Genomic DNA, 17,940 nt, shown 5'->3' on the forward strand with positions numbered 1-17,940 from the left:
CCTTTTTTCATTCGGAATAGGCGTTTGCGGAAATCCTCCGGGACCGGCTACACCCTCTGATGATGATAGCCGGTTAACTAAATACCAATAAAAGTCCGGCCCTCCGGCATCCCCCCAAATAGTTAGGATTGTAATGCGAACCGATTTGGTTGATCCCCATTTTCTGGGGAGAAATCATGAACGACGCGACATTCGGCGAGACCGCAAAAGACATGTTCTTTTCACTGCTTGCGACGCTCAGGCGAAGCTCGATGGCCTATGTGAACGGAGGCAAGGAAGACGAGTGGGGCTATGCCCTCGTTACCGAACCCGTCACCGACATCAACACGAAGATGCCGATCACCGGCCACGTGATGCGCAAGGTCGTCGACGGCCAGTTTGTTCACCGCCAGATGACTGAGGACGAGTGCGAAGATTTCGACGCCGGCCGATCCTGGTGAATTGCCTGCCACTCGGGACACGAAGAACCGGCGGTATTTGAACAACTCCCAACTTGACTTAGAGCGCCTGCCCGCCATCTTATCGCCGTGGGAGGGATAGGAGCTGCGATGGAATGGGCTGCCCTAAAAGAAAGGCAGGGACGTGCGGCATATGATGCCGAGACCCGGGATCTCCACGTAAAGTTCGCTGGTTCCGCGCCGGTGAGACATGCGAACATTCCGCCACATGTCTATCAGAACCTTCTGGAGACGAACGATCCACACTTCTATTACCGATACTATATCGCGCCATCGCGCGTCCCACCGGCCCGTCGACAATCGGGCTCAATGGCAGTCCACGGGCTGAAGCTCGTTCTGCTTCTTGCCGCCTGCAGTCTCTTGATGGCAACCGAGCTTGATCCGGGCCATGGCGGGATTTTCGAGGAAAGCGAATTGAGATCGAATTAGAATCGCATTCACCCGGATGCATCCAGATCGAACTCGACAACCGGGCTTGCGTCATCAGCCAGCGATGATACCGACGCTCTCAAGCGAGGTCCTGTTCTGGGAACGAAAGCGGCGATCGTCCCGACCGCGATCGTTGTTGCCGTCGCGCTCGTTACGGCCGTTAAAATTGCGATAGTTGCGCGGCCCATTATAGCCGCCTTGGCCTTGATCGATGACGCAGCCTTCGGGGCGGCGGCAGATACCGCTCGCGTCAAAACCGCGGCTGTCCACGGCCTGCGCCTCGGCTGATGTGGCTGAGACGATCGCCGCCACCCAGAAGACTACAACAAAAAATGGCTTCATATCCTCACCCGGACCATCATGGCACGTTTCAGCGCCATAAAGCACCAATGCAGAAAACGATCGAAGTTCCGCAGGACGTCTCCGGCGACCGCCGCTACCCGGCCGGCTTTCGCCGCCTGTGCCACCAAACTGCCAGCCGGCGCCGAAGCCGACGGGCGATGGAAAGATCATGCGAGAGCACCAGGAGGCCGAGCGGCAGCATCCAGAAACCGAGGACCGGCAGGAAGCCCAGCAATCCACAGAAAACGAGGGCCGTGCCGATTGCCATCCGCCCGATGCGTGAGCGTGGCATGCCGATGCTGAAAGAGCCGAGCACAAGCCTGTGGTTTACGTGGTCGATACCGAAGCGCCCTGCCCGCCCTCTGCGCTTCTCGTTGCCCGTTGTCTCTTGGCGATCATTCCTATTTGTCATTTCCCAGAGATGGGCGCAGACTGTCCAAATACAAGTTCATTTCATTTTTTTGAAAAAACCGCTTGGCAAATCGGGCAAGCATTTGTATTAGCCCACTCACACCGCGCCAAGCAGTGATCCCTGGTAGCTCAGCGGTAGAGCATTCGACTGTTAATCGACAGGTCGCCGGTTCGAATCCGGCCCGGGGAGCCATTTTAGAGAATAAGTGTCTGTTTTTGTTGAGAAATCCAAAAACAGGCACTTGTTTCTCCACTCCCCTCTCCACTTTGGCGATCGGTCCATACCGCCCCGACCCTTCTTTTTTGCGACAGTTCTGTGGCTACTGATGTAGCTTCCTCTCCTGTCCGACGCCTTGATCTCCTCGTATCGCAGTTGATCAGATCCAGACAGGTAACGGCGCAGGTCACCCCACTCAAACAAAAGAGCCGCCGGCTGGTGAGACCGACGGCGCGCTTGTGGGGTCCAAGGCTGGTGTCCCTGGTGCTACCGACTAAAAATCAAAATACACGGTCATACCCGACCGACGACGATAGGGGTAATCGTCGCGATAGCCGTAATAGTCGCGGGAGCCGTAATACCGCGGACGATAGCACGAGCCATAATACCGGCAGTCGCGGTACACGTACCGATGTTTCTTCCAGTGGCCATACGCATGTCCATTACCATGGTGACGGTGTTTGACCTGCTCGACGTCGGGAGAATGCACATGTACGGCATTCGGCACGACGATAGGCGTGGCGTTTAGCGGCAGGGCGAAAGATGCAGACAAGACAATGGCTGCAAGTGTGGAAAAAAGCATCTTCATCGGCGCATCCTTTCAAGCTGCGATTCTGGATTAACAAGCATTAACCTTCGATGAACGACTGCCCGCCCACAGAAAACACCAGCCGACGCGCCTCTGGTGTGGTCGCGGTTGGCGCTCGAGCCGGCCATTGGCGTTCATGCTGTGCGCCGGGGACAGAACAGGCGCCCATGGGCAGTCAGCCGGCGGCAACCGGCTAGCGACGCGGCGCGCACGCCGCCGCTGCCTTGCTGCCGGCACGTCGGATAAAAATGTGAAAATGGCACGCCCATCAAGTTGGGCGTGCCGAGTTAACGATCCGTGCTCCGATAAAGCCACTTACCAGGCCTGGCGATTATACCAATCGTCAATGTCTCGCCGGGTTCGGTCTTTCTCGTAGCCGTAGCGCTCCTGAATCTTGCCTTCGAGCTGATCGCGCTTGCCGTTGATGACGTCAAGATCGTCGTCCGTCAGCTTGCCCCACTGCTCCTTGACCTTGCCCTTCATCTGCTTCCAGTTACCTTCGACGCGGTTCCAATCCATGGCTTATTCCTCCTATCGTTAGGAAAGAGGAACGGAGACGAGCGATAAGGGTTCCGCTTCGGCATGCCGCCAACCATTGCAGAACCAAAATTCTTCATGTGGGCAGCGAGTGACAGAATTGGCCCTCGCTCATGCCGGCGGAGGGCTCGATAGGGGATTCAGTATGCCCGCATCAGATTTGAAGCGGCGCAGGCCCTAATAGCTGCACGAACGCCCGTCGCCAGGTCGGAAGCCGTCGGCGCAGGCCGGGTTCATCGAATCGCCCGGCTGATACCCCGATGCTGAGCCATATGAATTTGGCGGTGTCGAGCACGCCGAGGCAATGGCCGCCAGAATAATTGCCGCAGCTGTTAAAGTTGCGCGAAATCTGTTCATGGATACTTCTTCTCCCATTTCCGCTGCGCTCGATGAGCGAGAGCCCCTCCCTCGGGAATAACGGGAGCATTTCCCGAGTTCATCTCCCCCGACGTCACTCTGTGTCTAAAGATATAGGCGCTCCCTTCGACGGACATAAGTTCCAGCCGCGAAAATCTTGCCGACCTTTATAAATTCTGCGCGCGGGATGAGCGGATATCGCCGGCTATGCCTGCGGCATTACCAGCAAGCACCCGCCGCATGCGCCCCGGAAGCGACACTGATTTCCGGGGCAAATTGATGAAGCCGCTCGAGCCTTCACTGGCATGCATTTGCCGCATCGGGTTGTGTCGAGCTATTGCCGGAGGTGGGAGCCGGGTTGCCGGTGCCGCCGGCCTGCTGGCGCTGACAGTCGTTTGGATCGCCGCCGGATCCGTTCGCACCAGTCGCACCGGCGCCCATCGTCGTATTTGCCCCGGCATCGCTGGAGTTGGTGTTGCCGGAACCACTGGCGTCCGAACCAGACATGGTGCCGCTGCCGGAACCTGAAGCTCCGCTGCCGCTGCCCGATCCCGAGCCTCCACCTGATTGCGCCATCGCCGACGATGCCAGACCGATCGTAATTGCTGCTACTGCCATCATTCTCAGAAGCATTGGATATCCTCCTCGCTGCTTCATTGCCGATAGGCAGCAAACAAAAGCCTCTGGAGATTGTTTCAGTTCGAAAACGTACAGGAACGTCGCTGCGTCGCGCACCGCCTCGGTCGATGACCGAACGATCCGCGGAAACGCCTTCATTCTTGACTCGGAGCTCGATGGGAACATAATAGGAACATCGGTGAGGCGGCAGATGAAAATCGGATTGGAAGCTCTGAAGGAGATCGAGGTCGTGCGTCCGCAGGCAGCCGAGAAATTGGCAGAAGAAACGTTGAGAGGAGAAGTCGACGCAGTTGTCGCTTTTCACCAAGGGGACGTCCGTGCCGCCATTACGACGCTGCTGCTGGATTGCCATCATCTCAGACTTCAGCTTGCCCTGAGAGATAAGGACCTGAGCCGCGGCATGGCATGTGAACGGACTACGAGTTTTGAAAGGCGATGAGACATCGTCGCGCGGTATCGGCCTCGCGCCCCCTGATCGCCACGCCGTCGAAATCGAAGAGGCAACATTGGCGACGTTACCGGAGTGGTTTGTCATTTACGGCCATTGCCGCATATGTCGCCGCCAGATGTTTATCGACCGGCGGGATGTTGCCCGGCGCTGCGGCCAGAACCTGACTCTCGCCGGTCTGGCCAAACGCCTTCAATGCCAAGGATGCGGCAACCGCTCCGGCAATCTGCTGCTCCTTCAAATGCTGCCGCGCGATTGAAAGGAAACCAGCGCGCTTCAAACCGACCGCTTCCACCGGCGGGAACAAACGCCGTGGTTAAAAGTTGTGTGGCATCAACCACGTAACGTCGCCTTGGACAGGAGGTCTCTCATGGGTCGCGGTATTCTACTTTGGCTGCTTGGCGTTCCACTGCCTATCATCATTCTTCTGGCTCTGTTTATGCGATAGGAACGGATCATGTCGGTTTCAGTGACAGGTTCCGGAGAGGTTGCCACTCCGGTCGAATCCTCCAAATCCGCCATGACATGGGGACCCATTTTCGGTGGCGCAGCCGCCGCCATCGGAGTGACCCTCATCCTCCTGCTTCTGGGATCCGGGCTTGGGCTGACGATGGTGTCGCCCTGGTCGGGGCAAAGCAGTTCGCTCGGCACGCTCGGCATCACAGCTGCGATCTGGCTCGTCGTCGTGCAATGGCTCTCCTCCGCACTCGGAGGCTATGTAACCGGCCGCCTGCGCACAAAATGGGCGGCCGTCCACACCGATGAGGTTTTCTTCCGCGACACCGCGCATGGTTTCCTAAGCTGGGCTTTGGCGACCATCTTTGTCGCCGGATTCCTCGCATCGTCGCTGACATCGCTCGCCGGTGCCGGAGCACAGGCGGTGGGATCGGCCGCGCAAGCCGTTGGCTCGACTGCTGCGGTCGCCGGTACGGCTGCAGCAACCTCGTCAACCTCGCCGCTGGATCTTTCCACCGCCTATTTTACCGACGCGTTGCTACGCCCTGATCAGGCGCGCGCGGCAGCGACATCCAACGATGCTGCGGCAACATCGGAAGTCTCCCGCATCCTCCTCAATGGCGCTGCCGAAGGGCAAGTTCCAGATGAGGACAAGGCCTATCTCGCCACTATCGTCTCTGCGCGAACCGGTCTTTCCGAAGCCGATGCGCGCACCCGCGTGGATGCGGTGCTGAAGCGTATCGACGACGCCAAGGCCGCCACCCAGAAGGCTGCCGACGAGGCACGAAAAGCCGCCTCGACCACGGCATTGCTTGGATCCTTGTCGCTTCTGGTCGGCGCTTTCATAGCCGCTGCGGCTGCGGCTCTGGGAGGATCGCAACGCGACGCAGAGGAAGATCTCGTCGTCACTTCCCGGCTCTGATGGATGCACCCATGGGGCGCAAGCTGAATGCTGCGCCCCCTCAGATGGCCCGGCTTTCCGGAGGTTGGATTATCCGCGACCATCCAGGCAATTGTCGCGCAAAAACCAGGCCGGGTTTTGCGGTAACGACATGCAACGCGCTTTGGTTGATGGACACGGCTCCGATCTGCTCCATCTTCCTTTATACGGGCTGTGGAGAGCCGTATGCGCTGGCGCTTTCGAGAGATTTCCGACCTCGCCGTATCATGGGCAGGGCATCATGTGCTTCCTGCCGCGCTGGTCGCGTTCACAGCCACATGGACCGCGGTGGGTTTGAGCTTTTCCTTCCCCCGACAGTGGTTCTTGCTGACCAACATGGTGGGGACACTCATTACATTCTTCATTTTGCTGCTGGTGCAGCACTCCCAAAATCGGGACATGAAGGCGCTGCATACCAAGCTTGACGAACTGATTCGATCGAGTGAGGCAGGAAACCATTGGATTGCGGCGGAGAAGAAAGATGTCGACGCCATTGAAGGCATGCGGCAGCAGCATCGAGACCAGATTTCGGCGAGGCGAACCTGAAGTGCGAAGCAGTTAGTCAGACGTTGCCTCTGCGCCAGATTTCTCCTCCGCCTTCTCCTCCATGCTTTCAGCTTTTTCTGAAAGCGTCTTGCTCATTTCCCTGAGCTCGCCCTCGTCCAGCTTTTCGATGCCGACGAACTTGTTGGCGGCCTGGCTGGTCAAAATGAGCTCGTCGAGCTTGGCCTGCAGAGCCTTTCCGTCACGGTTCTGGCTGTTCTGCAACACAAACACCATCAGAAAGGTGATGATGGTGGTCGTCGTGTTGATCACAAGCTGCCACGTTTCGGAATAATCGAAATACGGCCCGGACACTGCCCAGACGAGGACGAGCGTCAGTGCCGCGACAAAGGTGAACGGCCTTCCCGACAGCTCGGCGACGGCGGTTGCGAAGGAAGAGAAGAAGTTGGATTTGTTCGACATTCAAGAAGGCTCCCGCAGCGTCAATGCTGTCAATCGACAACATCAACTCCAGATCCGGGCGGAAGTTCCTCATGCCGTCGAGCGAGGTCCAGACGGCAGACAGCGCACCAATGCAAGAGATTGCAGGTCAGATGCGTAGGGTTAAACCTGATGGGTGCGACGCGCAATAACGTTATAACTACAGCTGGAACTGCTGCCCACTTCCAGCTGCCACGCATCAGCGTTTCCGCGATTTGGCAACAGCCTGCTTCTGGTGGGTGAGGACCAGTTCGATCTGGACATCTTGCTGAAACTCCATCACCCGCTGGCGGACTTCGCTCTCCGGCATTCCCGCGGCCAGAAGCTGATCGGCAAGCCTGCGGCACTCGGCCTTCCAAAATTCGATCGCGTCCGCACCATGCCGGCGGCCGAGTTCCCGAGCGCAACGCTCGACGTTGGCGGTTCCGGTTGCGGAGGGAAAGGCAATAACCTTGCCTTCGTGAGAGGCGGCGGGGCGGCGGGTCGTTTCAGTGGCCATCGAATACAGGTTTCCTTTGATCCTATATGTTGTCTACGGGACGATGGTTAATGCTTTCTATTCGTTCGCCTCTTTCAATGGCCAGACTCTGCGTCCTGCCGTCAGATCATCGCATCTTCGGCCTTGACGCCGCCACGCCGATGCGCCGACAGTCCCCATCATGATCGAACCTTGAGGCAGCAGAGACCACCGATGACGATAACCACCCCCCGTGATTTCCTGAAAAGCCTGTTCGACGCGGCGGTTCTCGCCGCCGATCCGCTGACCAGCATCAAATCGCACCTGCCGGAGAAACCGAAAGGAAGAACCGTCGTGATTGGCGCCGGCAAGGGCGCGGCGCAGATGGCGCGGGCGCTCGAAAGCGCATGGGACGGACCGATCGAGGGGTTGGTGGTCACGCGATACGGCTATGGCTGCGAAACACGCTTCATCGAGATCATCGAGGCAGCCCACCCGGTGCCCGACGCTGCGGGATTCGCTGCCGCGAGGCGGTTGATGGAAACGGTGAACCGGTTGACGGAAGACGATCTGGTGATCGCGCTGATCTGCGGCGGCGGCTCGGCGCTGCTGCCCGCCCCGCCGGAGGGGTTGACGCTCGAAGACGAGATTGCGCTCAACGAAATGCTGCTTGCTTCGGGCGCGCCGATTTCGGCGATGAATGTGGTGCGCAAACATCTCTCCACCATCAAGGGCGGCAGACTGGCGGCGGCGACGAAAGCGAGACTCGTCAGCCTGATTGTTTCCGACATTCCTGGCGACAACCCGGCCCATGTCGCCTCCGGGCCGACGGTGCCCGACGGTTCAACACGGCACGAAGCGCTGGAGATTATCAGGCAATATGGATTGCGGTTGCCGCAGGCCGCGCTCGACCATCTGAACTCGCCGAAGGCAGATGCACCGCGGCCGGACGATCCGGTATTCCTGCGGCACCAGCATCACATCATCGCCTCTGCCGGCGTTTCGCTGGCGGCGGCGGCCTCCAAGGCGGAATCGCAAGGAATCACGCCGGCAATCCTTTCGGATGCCATCGAAGGCGAATCGCGTGACGTGGCGCTGGTGCATGCGGCCATCGCCCGCGAGGTTCTCGGGCGGAACAGGCCATTCTCGAAGCCGGTCGTCCTCCTGTCCGGCGGCGAGACGACGGTGACGCTGAGAGCCAAGGGCGGCAAGGGCGGGCGCAATGGCGAATTCACCCTTGCCATGGCGCTTGCGATCGATGGGCAAGACGGTATTGATGTGCTCGCTGCCGACACGGACGGGATTGACGGCTCGGAAGACAATGCCGGCGCCTTTGCCGATGGCGGCACGGTGAAGCGTTTGCGAGCCGCCGGGCTCGATCCGCGCCGGCTGCTCGACGGCAATGACAGCTACACGGCGTTCCAGGCGATCGACGATCTCTTCGAGACCGGTCCGACCGGAACCAACGTCAACGATTTCCGAGCGATCCTCATCCATTAGAGCCCATGAACGATTAACCGGCGATCAGGTCTTGATCCGCCCCTGCCCGACCAGCCAGCCGACTGATTCCCGCACCGCCTGCAGAGATGTATATCTCGGGGTATAGCCCAACAGGCGCCGGGCTTTGGCAATCGAGCAGTTCGGACTGCGGGCGATGTGCTCCCATGTCGCCTCCGCGTCCTCGGCCGTCTGGCCTTTCGCCCAAACGTCGAAGGGCGCGAAGGTGAGCTTCGGGTCGCGCCCGAACCATCGCGAGATGGATTCGGCGTAACCGCGAAGCGTCACGGCCTGCTCCGATACCGCATGGAAACTTTCGCCGATCGATGCGTTCCGATTGGCGATCGCATCCATGAACATCGCCGCCACGTCATCGGCATGGACGTGATGAACGGTCTCCAGGCCGAAATTGGGCAGCGCCAGATCCTCTCCGCGGGCCAGGGTCGAAAAGACCTGCAGATTAAAATTGCCGGCCGGATTGAGCGGCGCCCATCCGGGGCCGACAATGTGGCCGGGATGAATGACGGTCGCCGGAAAACCCCGAAGTCTTGCCTGCTGCAGCAGATAGGTCTCGATCGCCGCCTTCTGGATGCCATAGTTACCGAACGGAGACTTCGGCGCTTCCTCCCGTGTCGGCACGGCCACCGGATATCCATGTGTCCAGATCGTGCCGGTATGCAGGAAGTGGCCGACATGCCCTGACAGCGCCATCACCAGCTGCTCGGCGCTTTCCAGCGTGAAGCAGATCATATCGATGACGATATCGGCTTTCGCTTCCCGCACGGCCGGACCGAAATCACCCTTCCGCTCCATCTCTACCCGGTCCATCTGTCGCTGATCGACAGAGGCCCAGGCGCGGTTTGCCGTATAAGGCTTTGCCGCGCCGCGGCTGATGGTGACGACGTCGTGACCCGCCTCCACTAGACGGGGAATGAGATAGGTTCCGACGTGGCCCGTTGCCCCAATGACCAAAACACGCATTGTCTTCCTCCCGATGGCATGATCCGCTGCGACTATGCTGCTCCGTCCGGCGATCCCGCAAGCAGACTTTTCGCCGCGAATGGGGCAGGCCTGCTATTGGTTCCTGAAAACGAGGCAGGTGCCGCCATGCTTGCGGATCTGGCTGCAGACGTCGTTGGCCTCCATACGTGTCTGCCGGGCGATACGGGCGGCGTAACGCGGGCGGAACCCGAAGCTGCGATCGCGCTGGCGCAAGATCAACGGCTGCTCCGCATTCAATGGCGCCGGCAGATCCTGCACGGCATCGCGAAACATGCGCCGCGCCACCGCCATATCTGCATTCGCCGCCAGCTGGATGCCCCAGGGTGCCCAAATGCCCTCCTGACGCCAAGGCGTGTCCTTCAATATCCGGCTTTCGGCGAGCGCCACGCAGCCTTCGAGGAAGGGCTTGTTCTTGTCCAGCGGGACGGCCGCGTCTTCAGGCGGATTGTCCTTCCACTCCTCGACCGTATGCGCGGTGATCGCCATCACGTAGTTACGCGTCTCGTAGGGTAACCTGCCTGATGTAAGGTAAGTCGCAAGACCATTTTCGCCGGCGTTATAGGCGGCGGCGGCAAGGCCGAGATTGCCGAAACGGTTACGCAACTCGTCGAGATATTGCGCCGATTTCCTCAAGGCTTCCAGCGCCTGATAGCTGTCCTCGAGGCCGCGAAGTTTCGCCGTTCCAGGCATGAACTGCGCAATGCCCTGCGCGCCCTTGAAGCTGACCGCGTCGGGGCGAAACGTGCTTTCGCGCCAGATGAGCCGAGCGAAATAAGCTGGCGGCAACCGACTGGCCTCGGCGAAATGCTCGATCGCATTGCAGAGGTCACGATTGAAACTGTCTTTGCGGATGCAGAGCCTCTCGCCCGATCCCGAGGCCGAGGGTCCCGAATAGAGACAGGCCGGCTCGGCAGCACTCTCTTCCGGCTGAGCTTTCGGCGTGTCGACGGCGGAAAACAGAAAGGAGAGCGAAAGCAAGGCCTTCGCCGATCTCCTCAAAATGCCGGACTGACGCTTTCGCCCTATCATCGGATCTCAGCAGGTTAACTTCCATCGCGACGCTCATGTTAGATAACATCGATCAAGGCGCGAAGCTTCCCCATTTCGCAATGCGGGCATGAAAAAGCCGCCGGGCAATGGCCGCGGCGGCTCCGGGAACGGATTTGAAAGCCGTTTCAGGCCGATGGCTGCTTCGTCTTCCTGAGATAGGGCAGAACCGTATCGAAGGAGCCGAAACGCGCGATCGCGTCGTCGTTGGAAACGGCGGCGGTGATGATGACATCTTCGCCCTGATTCCAGTTCGCCGGCGTCGCCACCTGGTGCTTGGCCGTCAGCTGGATGGAGTCGATGGCGCGCAGGATCTCGTTGAAATTGCGGCCCGTCGTCATCGGATAGGTCAGGATCAGCTTGATCTTCTTATCCGGGCCGATGACGAAGACCGAACGCACCGTCGCGTTGTCGGCAGGCGTGCGGCCTTCGGAGCTGTCGCCGGCGCCGGCCGGCAGCATGTCATAGAGTTTGGCGACCTTCAGGTCCTTATCGCCGATCAGGGGATAATCGACGTCGAAGCCGGTTGCGGTCTTGATATCACCTTTCCACTTGGCATGGCTTTCTACCGGATCGACGGAGATGCCGATGATCTTGACGCCGCGCTTGGAAAACTCGTCAGCGAGGCCGGCCATGGCGCCGAGCTCCGTCGTGCAGACAGGCGTGAAATTCTTCGGGTGCGAGAACAGCACGGCCCAGCCGTTGCCGATCCAATCATGGAAGTTGATCGGTCCCTGTGTCGTGTCGGCGGTGAAATCGGGGGCGATGTCGTTGATACGTAAGCTCATGGTCGGCCCTCCAAAGCCGTTGTCGGGTTTCGTTATCTCAAATGGCGGTCACTGACGCTGGCTGCCGGAGGTTTCGTCGACCGCAATTTACGGATCGCAGCAGCTGCGGACAGAAAACCGTCCCATCCCAAGATCTTCGTCGCATTTCCTTAAGCCATATACCACGAGAACCGAAGGCATTCTCTTCCGATTTGCGGCCGGCGCCCGGTATTATTTTTCCGGCCCTGTCGCGAGAACAAGACCGATCGTCTTTCTATCGGTCGCTGGAGAACCGAAGCCGTAGCAGCGCCGGATCGGCGAGGTCTGCAGTCCGGACCTGCCCGTCAGATCGGCCGCTGGCGGCCGTAAAGCAGGAGCATGCTGATGATGACAGCGCCATAAATGAGTTGGCGGCCTGCTTCCTCGATCTGCATTACAGAAAGGATCGACTGCAGCAGCGTAATCAGGATGACGCCGGCAACTGTCCCGAGATAGGACCCTTTGCCGCCGAGCACGTGAGTGCCGCCGAGGACGACGGCGGCAATCGAGGGCAGCAGATAGGCGTCGCCCATGGATTGCGACGCCTTCGACGCGTAACCCGCCAGCAACACGCCCCCGAGCGCGCTGAGCCCCCCTGACATGACGAAGGCAAGAAGCGTAATGCGGCGTGTGTCGATGCCGGACAGATAGGCGGCGCGCTCACGGTTTCCGATGGCATAAAGCGATCGGCCGAAGGTCGTGCGCGTCAGCAGGAAGACCGCAAGCAGGCCGATCAGGAACCAGACGAGAACGCCATTCGGTAGCCCGGGAACGGTATATCCGGCCGCGAGAAATCGCATGGCCGGCGAGGCCGAATCCTGGGGAGAGAAGCCGCCGGTGTAAACGACCATCAGCCCTTGCGCGACAGCGTTGGTGGCCAAAGTGATGATCATCGAGGGAATTCGGAGGTAAGCGACCGCCACGCCATTGACGAGGCCGATCGCGCATCCGCAGAAAATGCCGAAGGGGATTGCCAGGATCGAACCCGTCGTTCCGTAAGCCGTCGCGGCGCAGGCCATCATCGCGCCTGTGGTCACGACCCACGGGACAGAAAGGTCGATTTGGCCGAGCAGGATAACCGCCATCATGCCGGTGGCGATGACACCGAGGAAGGAGGCCACCTTCAACTGCTGCAGAAGATAATCGGGCGACAGGAAATTCCGCGAATAAATTGAGCCGGCGAGCAGCAGCAGGATGATGCATCCGAAAGCGGTGGCGACCGCCGGATCGACGCCGCGCAGCCGTGCAGGCATTCGAAGCTGCCGTAAAGTAGTTTCCTCGCTCATTGAAACCACTCCAGCCGATTGCGGACCCTCGAAAGGCCGACGCAGCCGATACTGATCGCCAGCATCAACACGACGCCCTGGAAAAGGGGCTGCCAAAGCGGATCGAAATCGAAGACGAACAGCAGGTCGCCGATCGTGCGGAATGCCAAGGCTCCGAAGACGGCGCCGACGGCACTTCCCTTGCCGCCAGCGAGGGAAACGCCGCCGAGCACCACCGCCGCAATCGAATAGAGTGTGTAGGCGTTGCCGCTCGCCAGGGCCGCTTCGCCGGTATAGGAGAAGAAGGTGAGATAGAGCCCGCCGATCGCCGAAAGGAGCCCGGCCAAGGCATAGGCGGCAAGTTTTGCCCGCTTGACCGGCATCGCCGACATGAAGGCGGCATTCTCGGCCGACCCGACGGCATAGGCTGCCCTGCCTATCGTCGAGCGGCTGAACGGTATCCAGATGACGATGATGACTGCGAGAAGGACGGTGAGGCTTGCCGGAACGATCCCGAAAAGCTTCGAGGTGAACGCATCGGCCAGATCCTCGTTGACCGAGCCTCCGGGAGTCGGCCGCAGCAATAGCGCCAAGCCGTAGAAAATCGCGCTGGTCGCAATCGTCGTGACAATCGGCTGCAGCCGGCCGAAGATAATGATGAGCCCGTTCAGCATGCCGCAGCCGAGTCCGGCAAACAGCACCACGACGACGCCCGCCGCCGTCTCCAGCGGCGTTCCGACGACCAGCCAGGAGGCAATGCAATTGCAGAGGACCAAAACCATGCCGGCCGAAAGGTCAATGCCGGCGGTGATGACGACCAGGCACTGGGCCATCGCTACAAAGGCAAGCAGCGTCGCCTTGTTCGATGCCGTCTGCACGACATTGGGGGTGAAACCCGCCGGGTGGTTCGAAACGTAGAGGGCGAACATGGCGATGAAGAGCAGTGCGGCAAACAACGTCCCCTTCTGTTGCGCATACCAAAACCGTCGTTCGCCGAAAGCCAGTCTTGTCATGGCGCTGTCCTTTGTTGTGCGTGGTCGCCGCCGATATTGAGCGCGGCGCCGATCAACTCATGTTCGTTGATATCGGCGCCTTCAAGCTCGCGGACAATGCTTCCATCATACATGACGAGTACCCGGTCGCAGCATCCGATCAGTTCGTCATAGTCGGTGGAGTAGAAGATGATGGCCGCTCCGGCATCCGCAAGCTTGCGCAGCAGCAGATAGATTTCCTGCTTGGTGCCGACGTCTATGCCGCGCGTCGGATCGTTGAGCAGGATGATGCGCGGCCGGTTCATCAGCCATTTGGCGATGACCACCTTCTGCTGGTTGCCGCCTGAGAGGCCTGCAACGGGCATGTCGATCGTCGCAGCCTTGATTGCCAGAAGCTTGAACAGTTCGTCGATTTCGCGACGCTCTGCCGTCCGATCAATGACGCCATTACGCGAAACGCGGTCGAGGGCTGCAATCGAGAGGTTCTCGCGCACGGTCATTGGCAGCATCAACCCTTCGGTCTTCCTGTCCTCGGGGATCAACGCCATGGATATGCCGCCAGACTTGGCATGACGGGGACTCTTCAGTCTGACCGGCATGCCGTCGATCGCGATCTCCCCTTTCAGGTCACGCAGCACGCCGAAGAAGGCCAGCAGCAAATCGCGCTGCCCCTGGCCGTCCAGCCCGCCGAGGCCGACGATCTCGCCGGGCCTGATGTCGAAAGTGATGCCGGAGAGCCGATCGCCCCAGGAAAGATCGCGGCAGGAAAGGATCGGTTTTTTCTCCGGTCGATGCGCGGGCTTCGGCGGGAAGACATTGGTGTATTCACGGCCGATCATCAGTTCGACTACCTGCTGATCGCTCTTGGTGCCCGCCGGGTAGGATTCGATGCTGCGGCCGTTGCGGAACACCGTGCAGTCATCGGCCAGCTGGGCGATTTCGTGCATGCGGTGAGAGATGTAGATAAGCGCCATCCCTTCGGCGCGCAGGCGCTTCAGTACGGCGAAGACCTTTTCGACATCCGCCTGCGTCAGCGCCGACGTAGCCTCATCGAGGATCATCAGTCGCGGCTTGCGGGCAAGTGCCTTAGCAATCTCCACCATTTGCCGTCGAGACAAGGGTAGCTCTTTGACCAATACTGAAGGATGGATATCGGACGCGCCGGCGCGAGCCAGCGCTTCCTCGGCTATCTTGCGCTGTTTGTGCCGGTCTATCATGCCGAACCTCTGTGGCGGATGGCTGATGACGATGTTATCGGCGACAGAGAGATCGGGAATGAGCGAAAGCTCTTGGAAAACGCACACGATGCCCGCGGCGTTGGCGGCCGCCGGCGAGGCAAAGGTGACCTCCTTGCCATCAAGCAGCATGTGTCCTTCGTCCGGCGCCACGACGCCCGCCATGATCTTGATCAGTGTGGACTTGCCGGCACCGTTCTCGCCAAGGACGGCATGAATCGCCCCTGGCCGAATGGCGATATGGGCATCCTTAAGCGCGACGGCTCCGCCATAACGCTTCGATATGCCTTCCATGCGGAAAATCGGTTCGGACAAAGTCATGCGTCCAGCCTCCGTTCGCTCTGTCGTGGCCAGATTGCGGGTGCGAACACCCGCAATCATATCCGAGGAAGGCTGCTATTGGTTCTCTTTGGTCTGCCCCATGATTTCCTGGGCGGTAAAATTGATGCCGCAGGTCGGGAAGGAATTGCCGACGAAGAAGTTGTCGGATTGAGTTGGATAATAATCCTGACCATCCTTGAAATCCGGGTCAGAAACCAGCGCTGTCGGCAGCTTGATCGCCTGTGGCACGACCTGGCCCTCAAGTGCCGCGATCGCGGTCTTGATGGCGACGGCGACCTGGGCCGGTCCCGTGCCGGCGGACGAACATTTCAAGCCGTCGGCGGCATGGGCGGCGCAGAATTTGCGGAAACCGTTTTCCGTCTCACCGCCGAAAGGAACAAAGGGATGTTTGGCATCGATCATCGCCTGCACGACGCCGGTATCACCGCCCTGGGCAGTGATACCGTCGAACGGGCCGTTGGTGGCGATGGCATCGGCCGCCGCCTTCTGAGCAACGCCGTCATCCCATTTTCCGACCACTTCGGTCACGGTGAATTTCTTGCCGGAGGCGTCCAGGGTCTCATGGATGCCATTGTGACGATCCGTGTCCACCGAAGTGCCGGCGACGCCGCGCACTTCCAGCACCTTGCCGCCATTCGGCAGATGCTTGATCAGCCAGTCTGCCCAGATGACGCCGAGCCCCTTCTGATCGACGTTGACGTTGATCGCGTCCTTGGTGTCAAGAATGTTGTCGAAGGCAACGAGGATCACACCGGCCTGTTTGGCGCGCTTGATCACCGGGCCGAAGGCGGTGGGATTTTGAGCGTTCACCACGATGGCGTCATAACCGGCATCGATGAAGTTGTTGATCGCGGAGATCTGTGCCGGCACGTCCTCGCCGGTCGAAACAACCTTGAATTCCTTGAGCTTGGCCGCGACATCCGGTTGAGCGGCATAGGCCTTGGCCGTCTGCACCATCTGGATACGCCAAGTATTGGCGATATAGCCGTTCGCCAGCGCGATACGATAGGGGCCGTCCTTCTTCGGATACTGCAGGAACTGTGTGTCCGCTGCCCAGGGCACCATGCATCCGGGGTCGGCGGCGGGACCGGATACGACCTTTGGCTCCGCGCTGGCCGCGCCACAGAGCAAGGCAAATGCGGACGCAGAAAACGCGGCAATACGGGCGAGTTTTGCTTTCTTCACCTTACGCATGAATGTTCTCCTCCTCCGGCGAACTGAGCCGCCTCTTCTATGCTTCTAAATGTGCATATTTGGCCCGGAAATATTCATCCCTATTTTTCCGGTACATTTCAAATTAACATAGCTGACAGCGCTGTCAAATCGCATTTGTTAGCGCTATCAACTATAGTTGTGGCAATGTTGTTTGCCATGAGAGAATATGAAATCTGATTTTTCAAACGAGCGGCGGAACTCCATGCGGCGGATAACCCTTGATGACGTTGCCAATCTCGCGGGTGTCAGCCCGATTACTGTTTCGAGAGTATTACGCAAGCCTCATGCGGTCTCGCCAGCCCTGCGGCTGCGCGTCGACGCCGCCATCAAGGAACTCGGCTATGTCCCCAATATAGCCGCAAGCCGCCTCGCCTCCGCGCGCACGCATGCGATCGGCGTCATTGTTCCGACCCTCTACAACGTCATCTTCGCGGAATATCTGTTTGCGCTTCACGACGTCCTGGTCGCCGCGGGCTTCCAGGTAATCGTCGTCAATAGCCGCTATTCCGAGATCGAGGAGGAAAACGCCATCAAGGCGCTTCTCGGCCAGGGGGTAGAGGCGATCATCATCACTGGTACTCATCACACGCCACTATCGCGGCAGCTTCTGGCACAAGCGCATCTTCCCGTGGTCGAGACCTTCGAGCTTTCGGCGGATCCGATCGATCTCAATATCGGCATGTCGCAGGAACAAGCCGGGCAGACCGCCACGCAACATCTGATCGAACGCGGCCTACGCCGGATCGCGTTCCTCACCGGCAATCTCGATCACCGTGCTCAGTCGCGCTTCGACGGCTACCGAGCGGCGATGCAGCAGGCCGATTTGCCGAATATGCAGATCATCGCCGAGAAGCCGCGCTACAGCTCCGTCGCGCTCGGCTCCAATCTCTTCGCCATCACGTGTGCCGGCGGCGAGGTTCCGGAGGCGATCTTCTGCACGGATGACAATCTGGCGCTCGGCGCCATGCAGGAGTGCCGCAAACGCGGCATTCGGGTGCCGGACGACATAGCGATCATGGGATTTCATGATCTCGAATTTGCCGCCTGCGCCGCACCGTCCCTCTCCTCGGTCCTGACCCGCCGCTTCGAAACCGGAAAACTGGCCGCTGAAAAGGTGCTGACCGCGCTCACCTCCTCCGTCACATCCAAAGGGCAGCAGATTGATCTTGGCTACGCCTTAATTCCGCGCGAAAGCACCGCAACATGATTATAATTTGTGCAGCGTTTTCTTGCGCACATTTTTCGGGCGTACATCTTGCAAAAATTGCTGCAGCG

Annotated in this window: 23 protein-coding genes and 1 tRNA gene; 8 read left to right on the top strand and 16 right to left on the bottom strand. The window is 59.6% G+C overall.

Features of this window, described 5'->3' with window-relative positions; genetic code table 11:
• Positions 1 to 176 precede the first annotated feature (176 nt).
• Both J7U39_RS10310 and J7U39_RS10315 read left to right on the top strand, forming a co-directional pair.
• Entirely contained in the window at positions 177 to 440 is a 264-nt protein-coding gene (locus J7U39_RS10310) for a hypothetical protein (RefSeq protein WP_210628140.1), read from the top strand.
• Positions 441 to 548: 108 nt separating this feature from the next.
• The gene (locus J7U39_RS10315) at positions 549 to 887 is read left to right on the top strand and encodes a KTSC domain-containing protein (RefSeq protein WP_210628141.1); all 339 of its coding nucleotides are present in this window, start codon (positions 549 to 551) and stop codon (positions 885 to 887) included.
• A gap of 54 nt (positions 888 to 941) precedes the next feature.
• On the opposite strand, the gene J7U39_RS10320 is transcribed toward J7U39_RS10315, so the two are convergent.
• Positions 942 to 1,229: a hypothetical protein gene (locus tag J7U39_RS10320; RefSeq protein ID WP_210628142.1), complete on the bottom strand. Its 288-nt coding sequence runs from the start codon at positions 1,227 to 1,229 to the stop codon at positions 942 to 944.
• Positions 1,230 to 1,323: 94 nt separating this feature from the next.
• The gene (locus J7U39_RS10325; RefSeq protein WP_210628143.1) at positions 1,324 to 1,641 is read right to left on the bottom strand and encodes a hypothetical protein; all 318 of its coding nucleotides are present in this window, start codon (positions 1,639 to 1,641) and stop codon (positions 1,324 to 1,326) included.
• Between the two features lie 117 nt (positions 1,642 to 1,758).
• Between J7U39_RS10325 and J7U39_RS10330 the strand changes: the two genes are divergently transcribed.
• Positions 1,759 to 1,833 (top strand) — tRNA-Asn (locus tag J7U39_RS10330).
• Between the two features lie 298 nt (positions 1,834 to 2,131).
• Here the strand turns inward: J7U39_RS10330 and J7U39_RS10335 are convergent.
• From J7U39_RS10335 to J7U39_RS10345, 4 genes are all read right to left on the bottom strand, one after another.
• A complete protein-coding gene (locus tag J7U39_RS10335; RefSeq protein WP_210628144.1) occupies positions 2,132 to 2,446 on the bottom strand; it encodes a hypothetical protein in 315 nt (104 codons plus the stop codon).
• 315 nt (positions 2,447 to 2,761) lie between these two features.
• The gene (locus J7U39_RS10340) at positions 2,762 to 2,965 is read right to left on the bottom strand and encodes a CsbD family protein (protein ID WP_210628145.1); all 204 of its coding nucleotides are present in this window, start codon (positions 2,963 to 2,965) and stop codon (positions 2,762 to 2,764) included.
• 195 nt (positions 2,966 to 3,160) lie between these two features.
• Positions 3,161 to 3,340 (bottom strand): hypothetical protein, encoded by a 180-nt coding sequence (locus J7U39_RS31775; protein ID WP_247241660.1) that lies wholly within the window; start codon positions 3,338 to 3,340, stop codon positions 3,161 to 3,163.
• A gap of 297 nt (positions 3,341 to 3,637) precedes the next feature.
• Positions 3,638 to 4,117, bottom strand: a complete 480-nt coding sequence (locus J7U39_RS10345; RefSeq protein WP_247241661.1) for a hypothetical protein — start codon at positions 4,115 to 4,117, stop codon at positions 3,638 to 3,640.
• Between the two features lie 64 nt (positions 4,118 to 4,181).
• On the opposite strand from J7U39_RS10345, the gene J7U39_RS10350 reads away from it, so the two are divergent.
• The gene (locus tag J7U39_RS10350) at positions 4,182 to 4,418 is read left to right on the top strand and encodes a hypothetical protein (RefSeq protein WP_210631642.1); all 237 of its coding nucleotides are present in this window, start codon (positions 4,182 to 4,184) and stop codon (positions 4,416 to 4,418) included.
• A gap of 76 nt (positions 4,419 to 4,494) precedes the next feature.
• Here the strand turns inward: J7U39_RS10350 and J7U39_RS32260 are convergent, their stop codons facing one another.
• A complete protein-coding gene (locus tag J7U39_RS32260; protein WP_210628146.1) occupies positions 4,495 to 4,707 on the bottom strand; it encodes a hypothetical protein in 213 nt (70 codons plus the stop codon).
• A gap of 177 nt (positions 4,708 to 4,884) precedes the next feature.
• On the opposite strand from J7U39_RS32260, the gene J7U39_RS10360 reads away from it, so the two are divergent.
• Positions 4,885 to 5,805, top strand: coding sequence for a hypothetical protein (locus J7U39_RS10360; RefSeq protein WP_210628147.1), 921 nt, complete (start codon positions 4,885 to 4,887; stop codon positions 5,803 to 5,805).
• 204 nt (positions 5,806 to 6,009) lie between these two features.
• On the top strand, positions 6,010 to 6,369 hold the full coding sequence (locus J7U39_RS10365) for a low affinity iron permease family protein (RefSeq protein WP_210628148.1): 360 nt from the start codon (positions 6,010 to 6,012) through the stop codon (positions 6,367 to 6,369).
• A gap of 12 nt (positions 6,370 to 6,381) precedes the next feature.
• Here the strand turns inward: J7U39_RS10365 and J7U39_RS10370 are convergent, their stop codons facing one another.
• The gene (locus tag J7U39_RS10370; protein ID WP_210628149.1) at positions 6,382 to 6,789 is read right to left on the bottom strand and encodes a low affinity iron permease family protein; all 408 of its coding nucleotides are present in this window, start codon (positions 6,787 to 6,789) and stop codon (positions 6,382 to 6,384) included.
• 217 nt (positions 6,790 to 7,006) lie between these two features.
• Positions 7,007 to 7,306 (bottom strand): DUF6074 family protein, encoded by a 300-nt coding sequence (locus J7U39_RS10375; protein ID WP_210628150.1) that lies wholly within the window; start codon positions 7,304 to 7,306, stop codon positions 7,007 to 7,009.
• A gap of 192 nt (positions 7,307 to 7,498) precedes the next feature.
• Here J7U39_RS10375 and J7U39_RS10380 point away from each other — a divergent pair, with 192 nt between their 5' ends.
• A complete protein-coding gene (locus J7U39_RS10380) occupies positions 7,499 to 8,764 on the top strand; it encodes a glycerate kinase (protein WP_210628151.1) in 1,266 nt (421 codons plus the stop codon).
• A gap of 24 nt (positions 8,765 to 8,788) precedes the next feature.
• Here the strand turns inward: J7U39_RS10380 and J7U39_RS10385 are convergent, their stop codons facing one another.
• From J7U39_RS10385 to J7U39_RS10415, 7 genes are all read right to left on the bottom strand, one after another.
• The gene (locus J7U39_RS10385) at positions 8,789 to 9,742 is read right to left on the bottom strand and encodes an NAD-dependent epimerase/dehydratase family protein (RefSeq protein WP_210628152.1); all 954 of its coding nucleotides are present in this window, start codon (positions 9,740 to 9,742) and stop codon (positions 8,789 to 8,791) included.
• A 93-nt stretch (positions 9,743 to 9,835) separates the two neighbouring features.
• Positions 9,836 to 10,792: a lytic transglycosylase domain-containing protein gene (locus tag J7U39_RS10390; protein ID WP_210628153.1), complete on the bottom strand. Its 957-nt coding sequence runs from the start codon at positions 10,790 to 10,792 to the stop codon at positions 9,836 to 9,838.
• Positions 10,793 to 10,938: 146 nt separating this feature from the next.
• Positions 10,939 to 11,598 (bottom strand): peroxiredoxin, encoded by a 660-nt coding sequence (locus tag J7U39_RS10395; protein ID WP_210628154.1) that lies wholly within the window; start codon positions 11,596 to 11,598, stop codon positions 10,939 to 10,941.
• Between the two features lie 323 nt (positions 11,599 to 11,921).
• Entirely contained in the window at positions 11,922 to 12,902 is a 981-nt protein-coding gene (locus J7U39_RS10400) for an ABC transporter permease (protein ID WP_210628155.1), read from the bottom strand.
• Positions 12,899 to 13,894, bottom strand: coding sequence for an ABC transporter permease (locus J7U39_RS10405; protein WP_210628156.1), 996 nt, complete (start codon positions 13,892 to 13,894; stop codon positions 12,899 to 12,901). Before J7U39_RS10405 ends, J7U39_RS10400 begins: the two co-directional genes overlap by 4 nt.
• Positions 13,891 to 15,429: a sugar ABC transporter ATP-binding protein gene (locus J7U39_RS10410; RefSeq protein WP_210628157.1), complete on the bottom strand. Its 1,539-nt coding sequence runs from the start codon at positions 15,427 to 15,429 to the stop codon at positions 13,891 to 13,893. The genes J7U39_RS10405 and J7U39_RS10410 overlap by 4 nt, the downstream gene beginning before the upstream one ends.
• Positions 15,430 to 15,504: 75 nt before the next feature.
• Positions 15,505 to 16,644 (bottom strand): sugar ABC transporter substrate-binding protein, encoded by a 1,140-nt coding sequence (locus J7U39_RS10415; RefSeq protein WP_210628158.1) that lies wholly within the window; start codon positions 16,642 to 16,644, stop codon positions 15,505 to 15,507.
• Between the two features lie 223 nt (positions 16,645 to 16,867).
• Between J7U39_RS10415 and J7U39_RS10420 the strand changes: the two genes are divergently transcribed.
• On the top strand, positions 16,868 to 17,872 hold the full coding sequence (locus J7U39_RS10420) for a LacI family DNA-binding transcriptional regulator (protein ID WP_210628159.1): 1,005 nt from the start codon (positions 16,868 to 16,870) through the stop codon (positions 17,870 to 17,872).
• Positions 17,873 to 17,940 lie beyond the last annotated feature (68 nt).

The sequence above is a fragment of the Rhizobium sp. NLR16a genome (assembly GCF_017948245.1).
GTDB lineage: Bacteria > Pseudomonadota > Alphaproteobacteria > Rhizobiales > Rhizobiaceae > Rhizobium.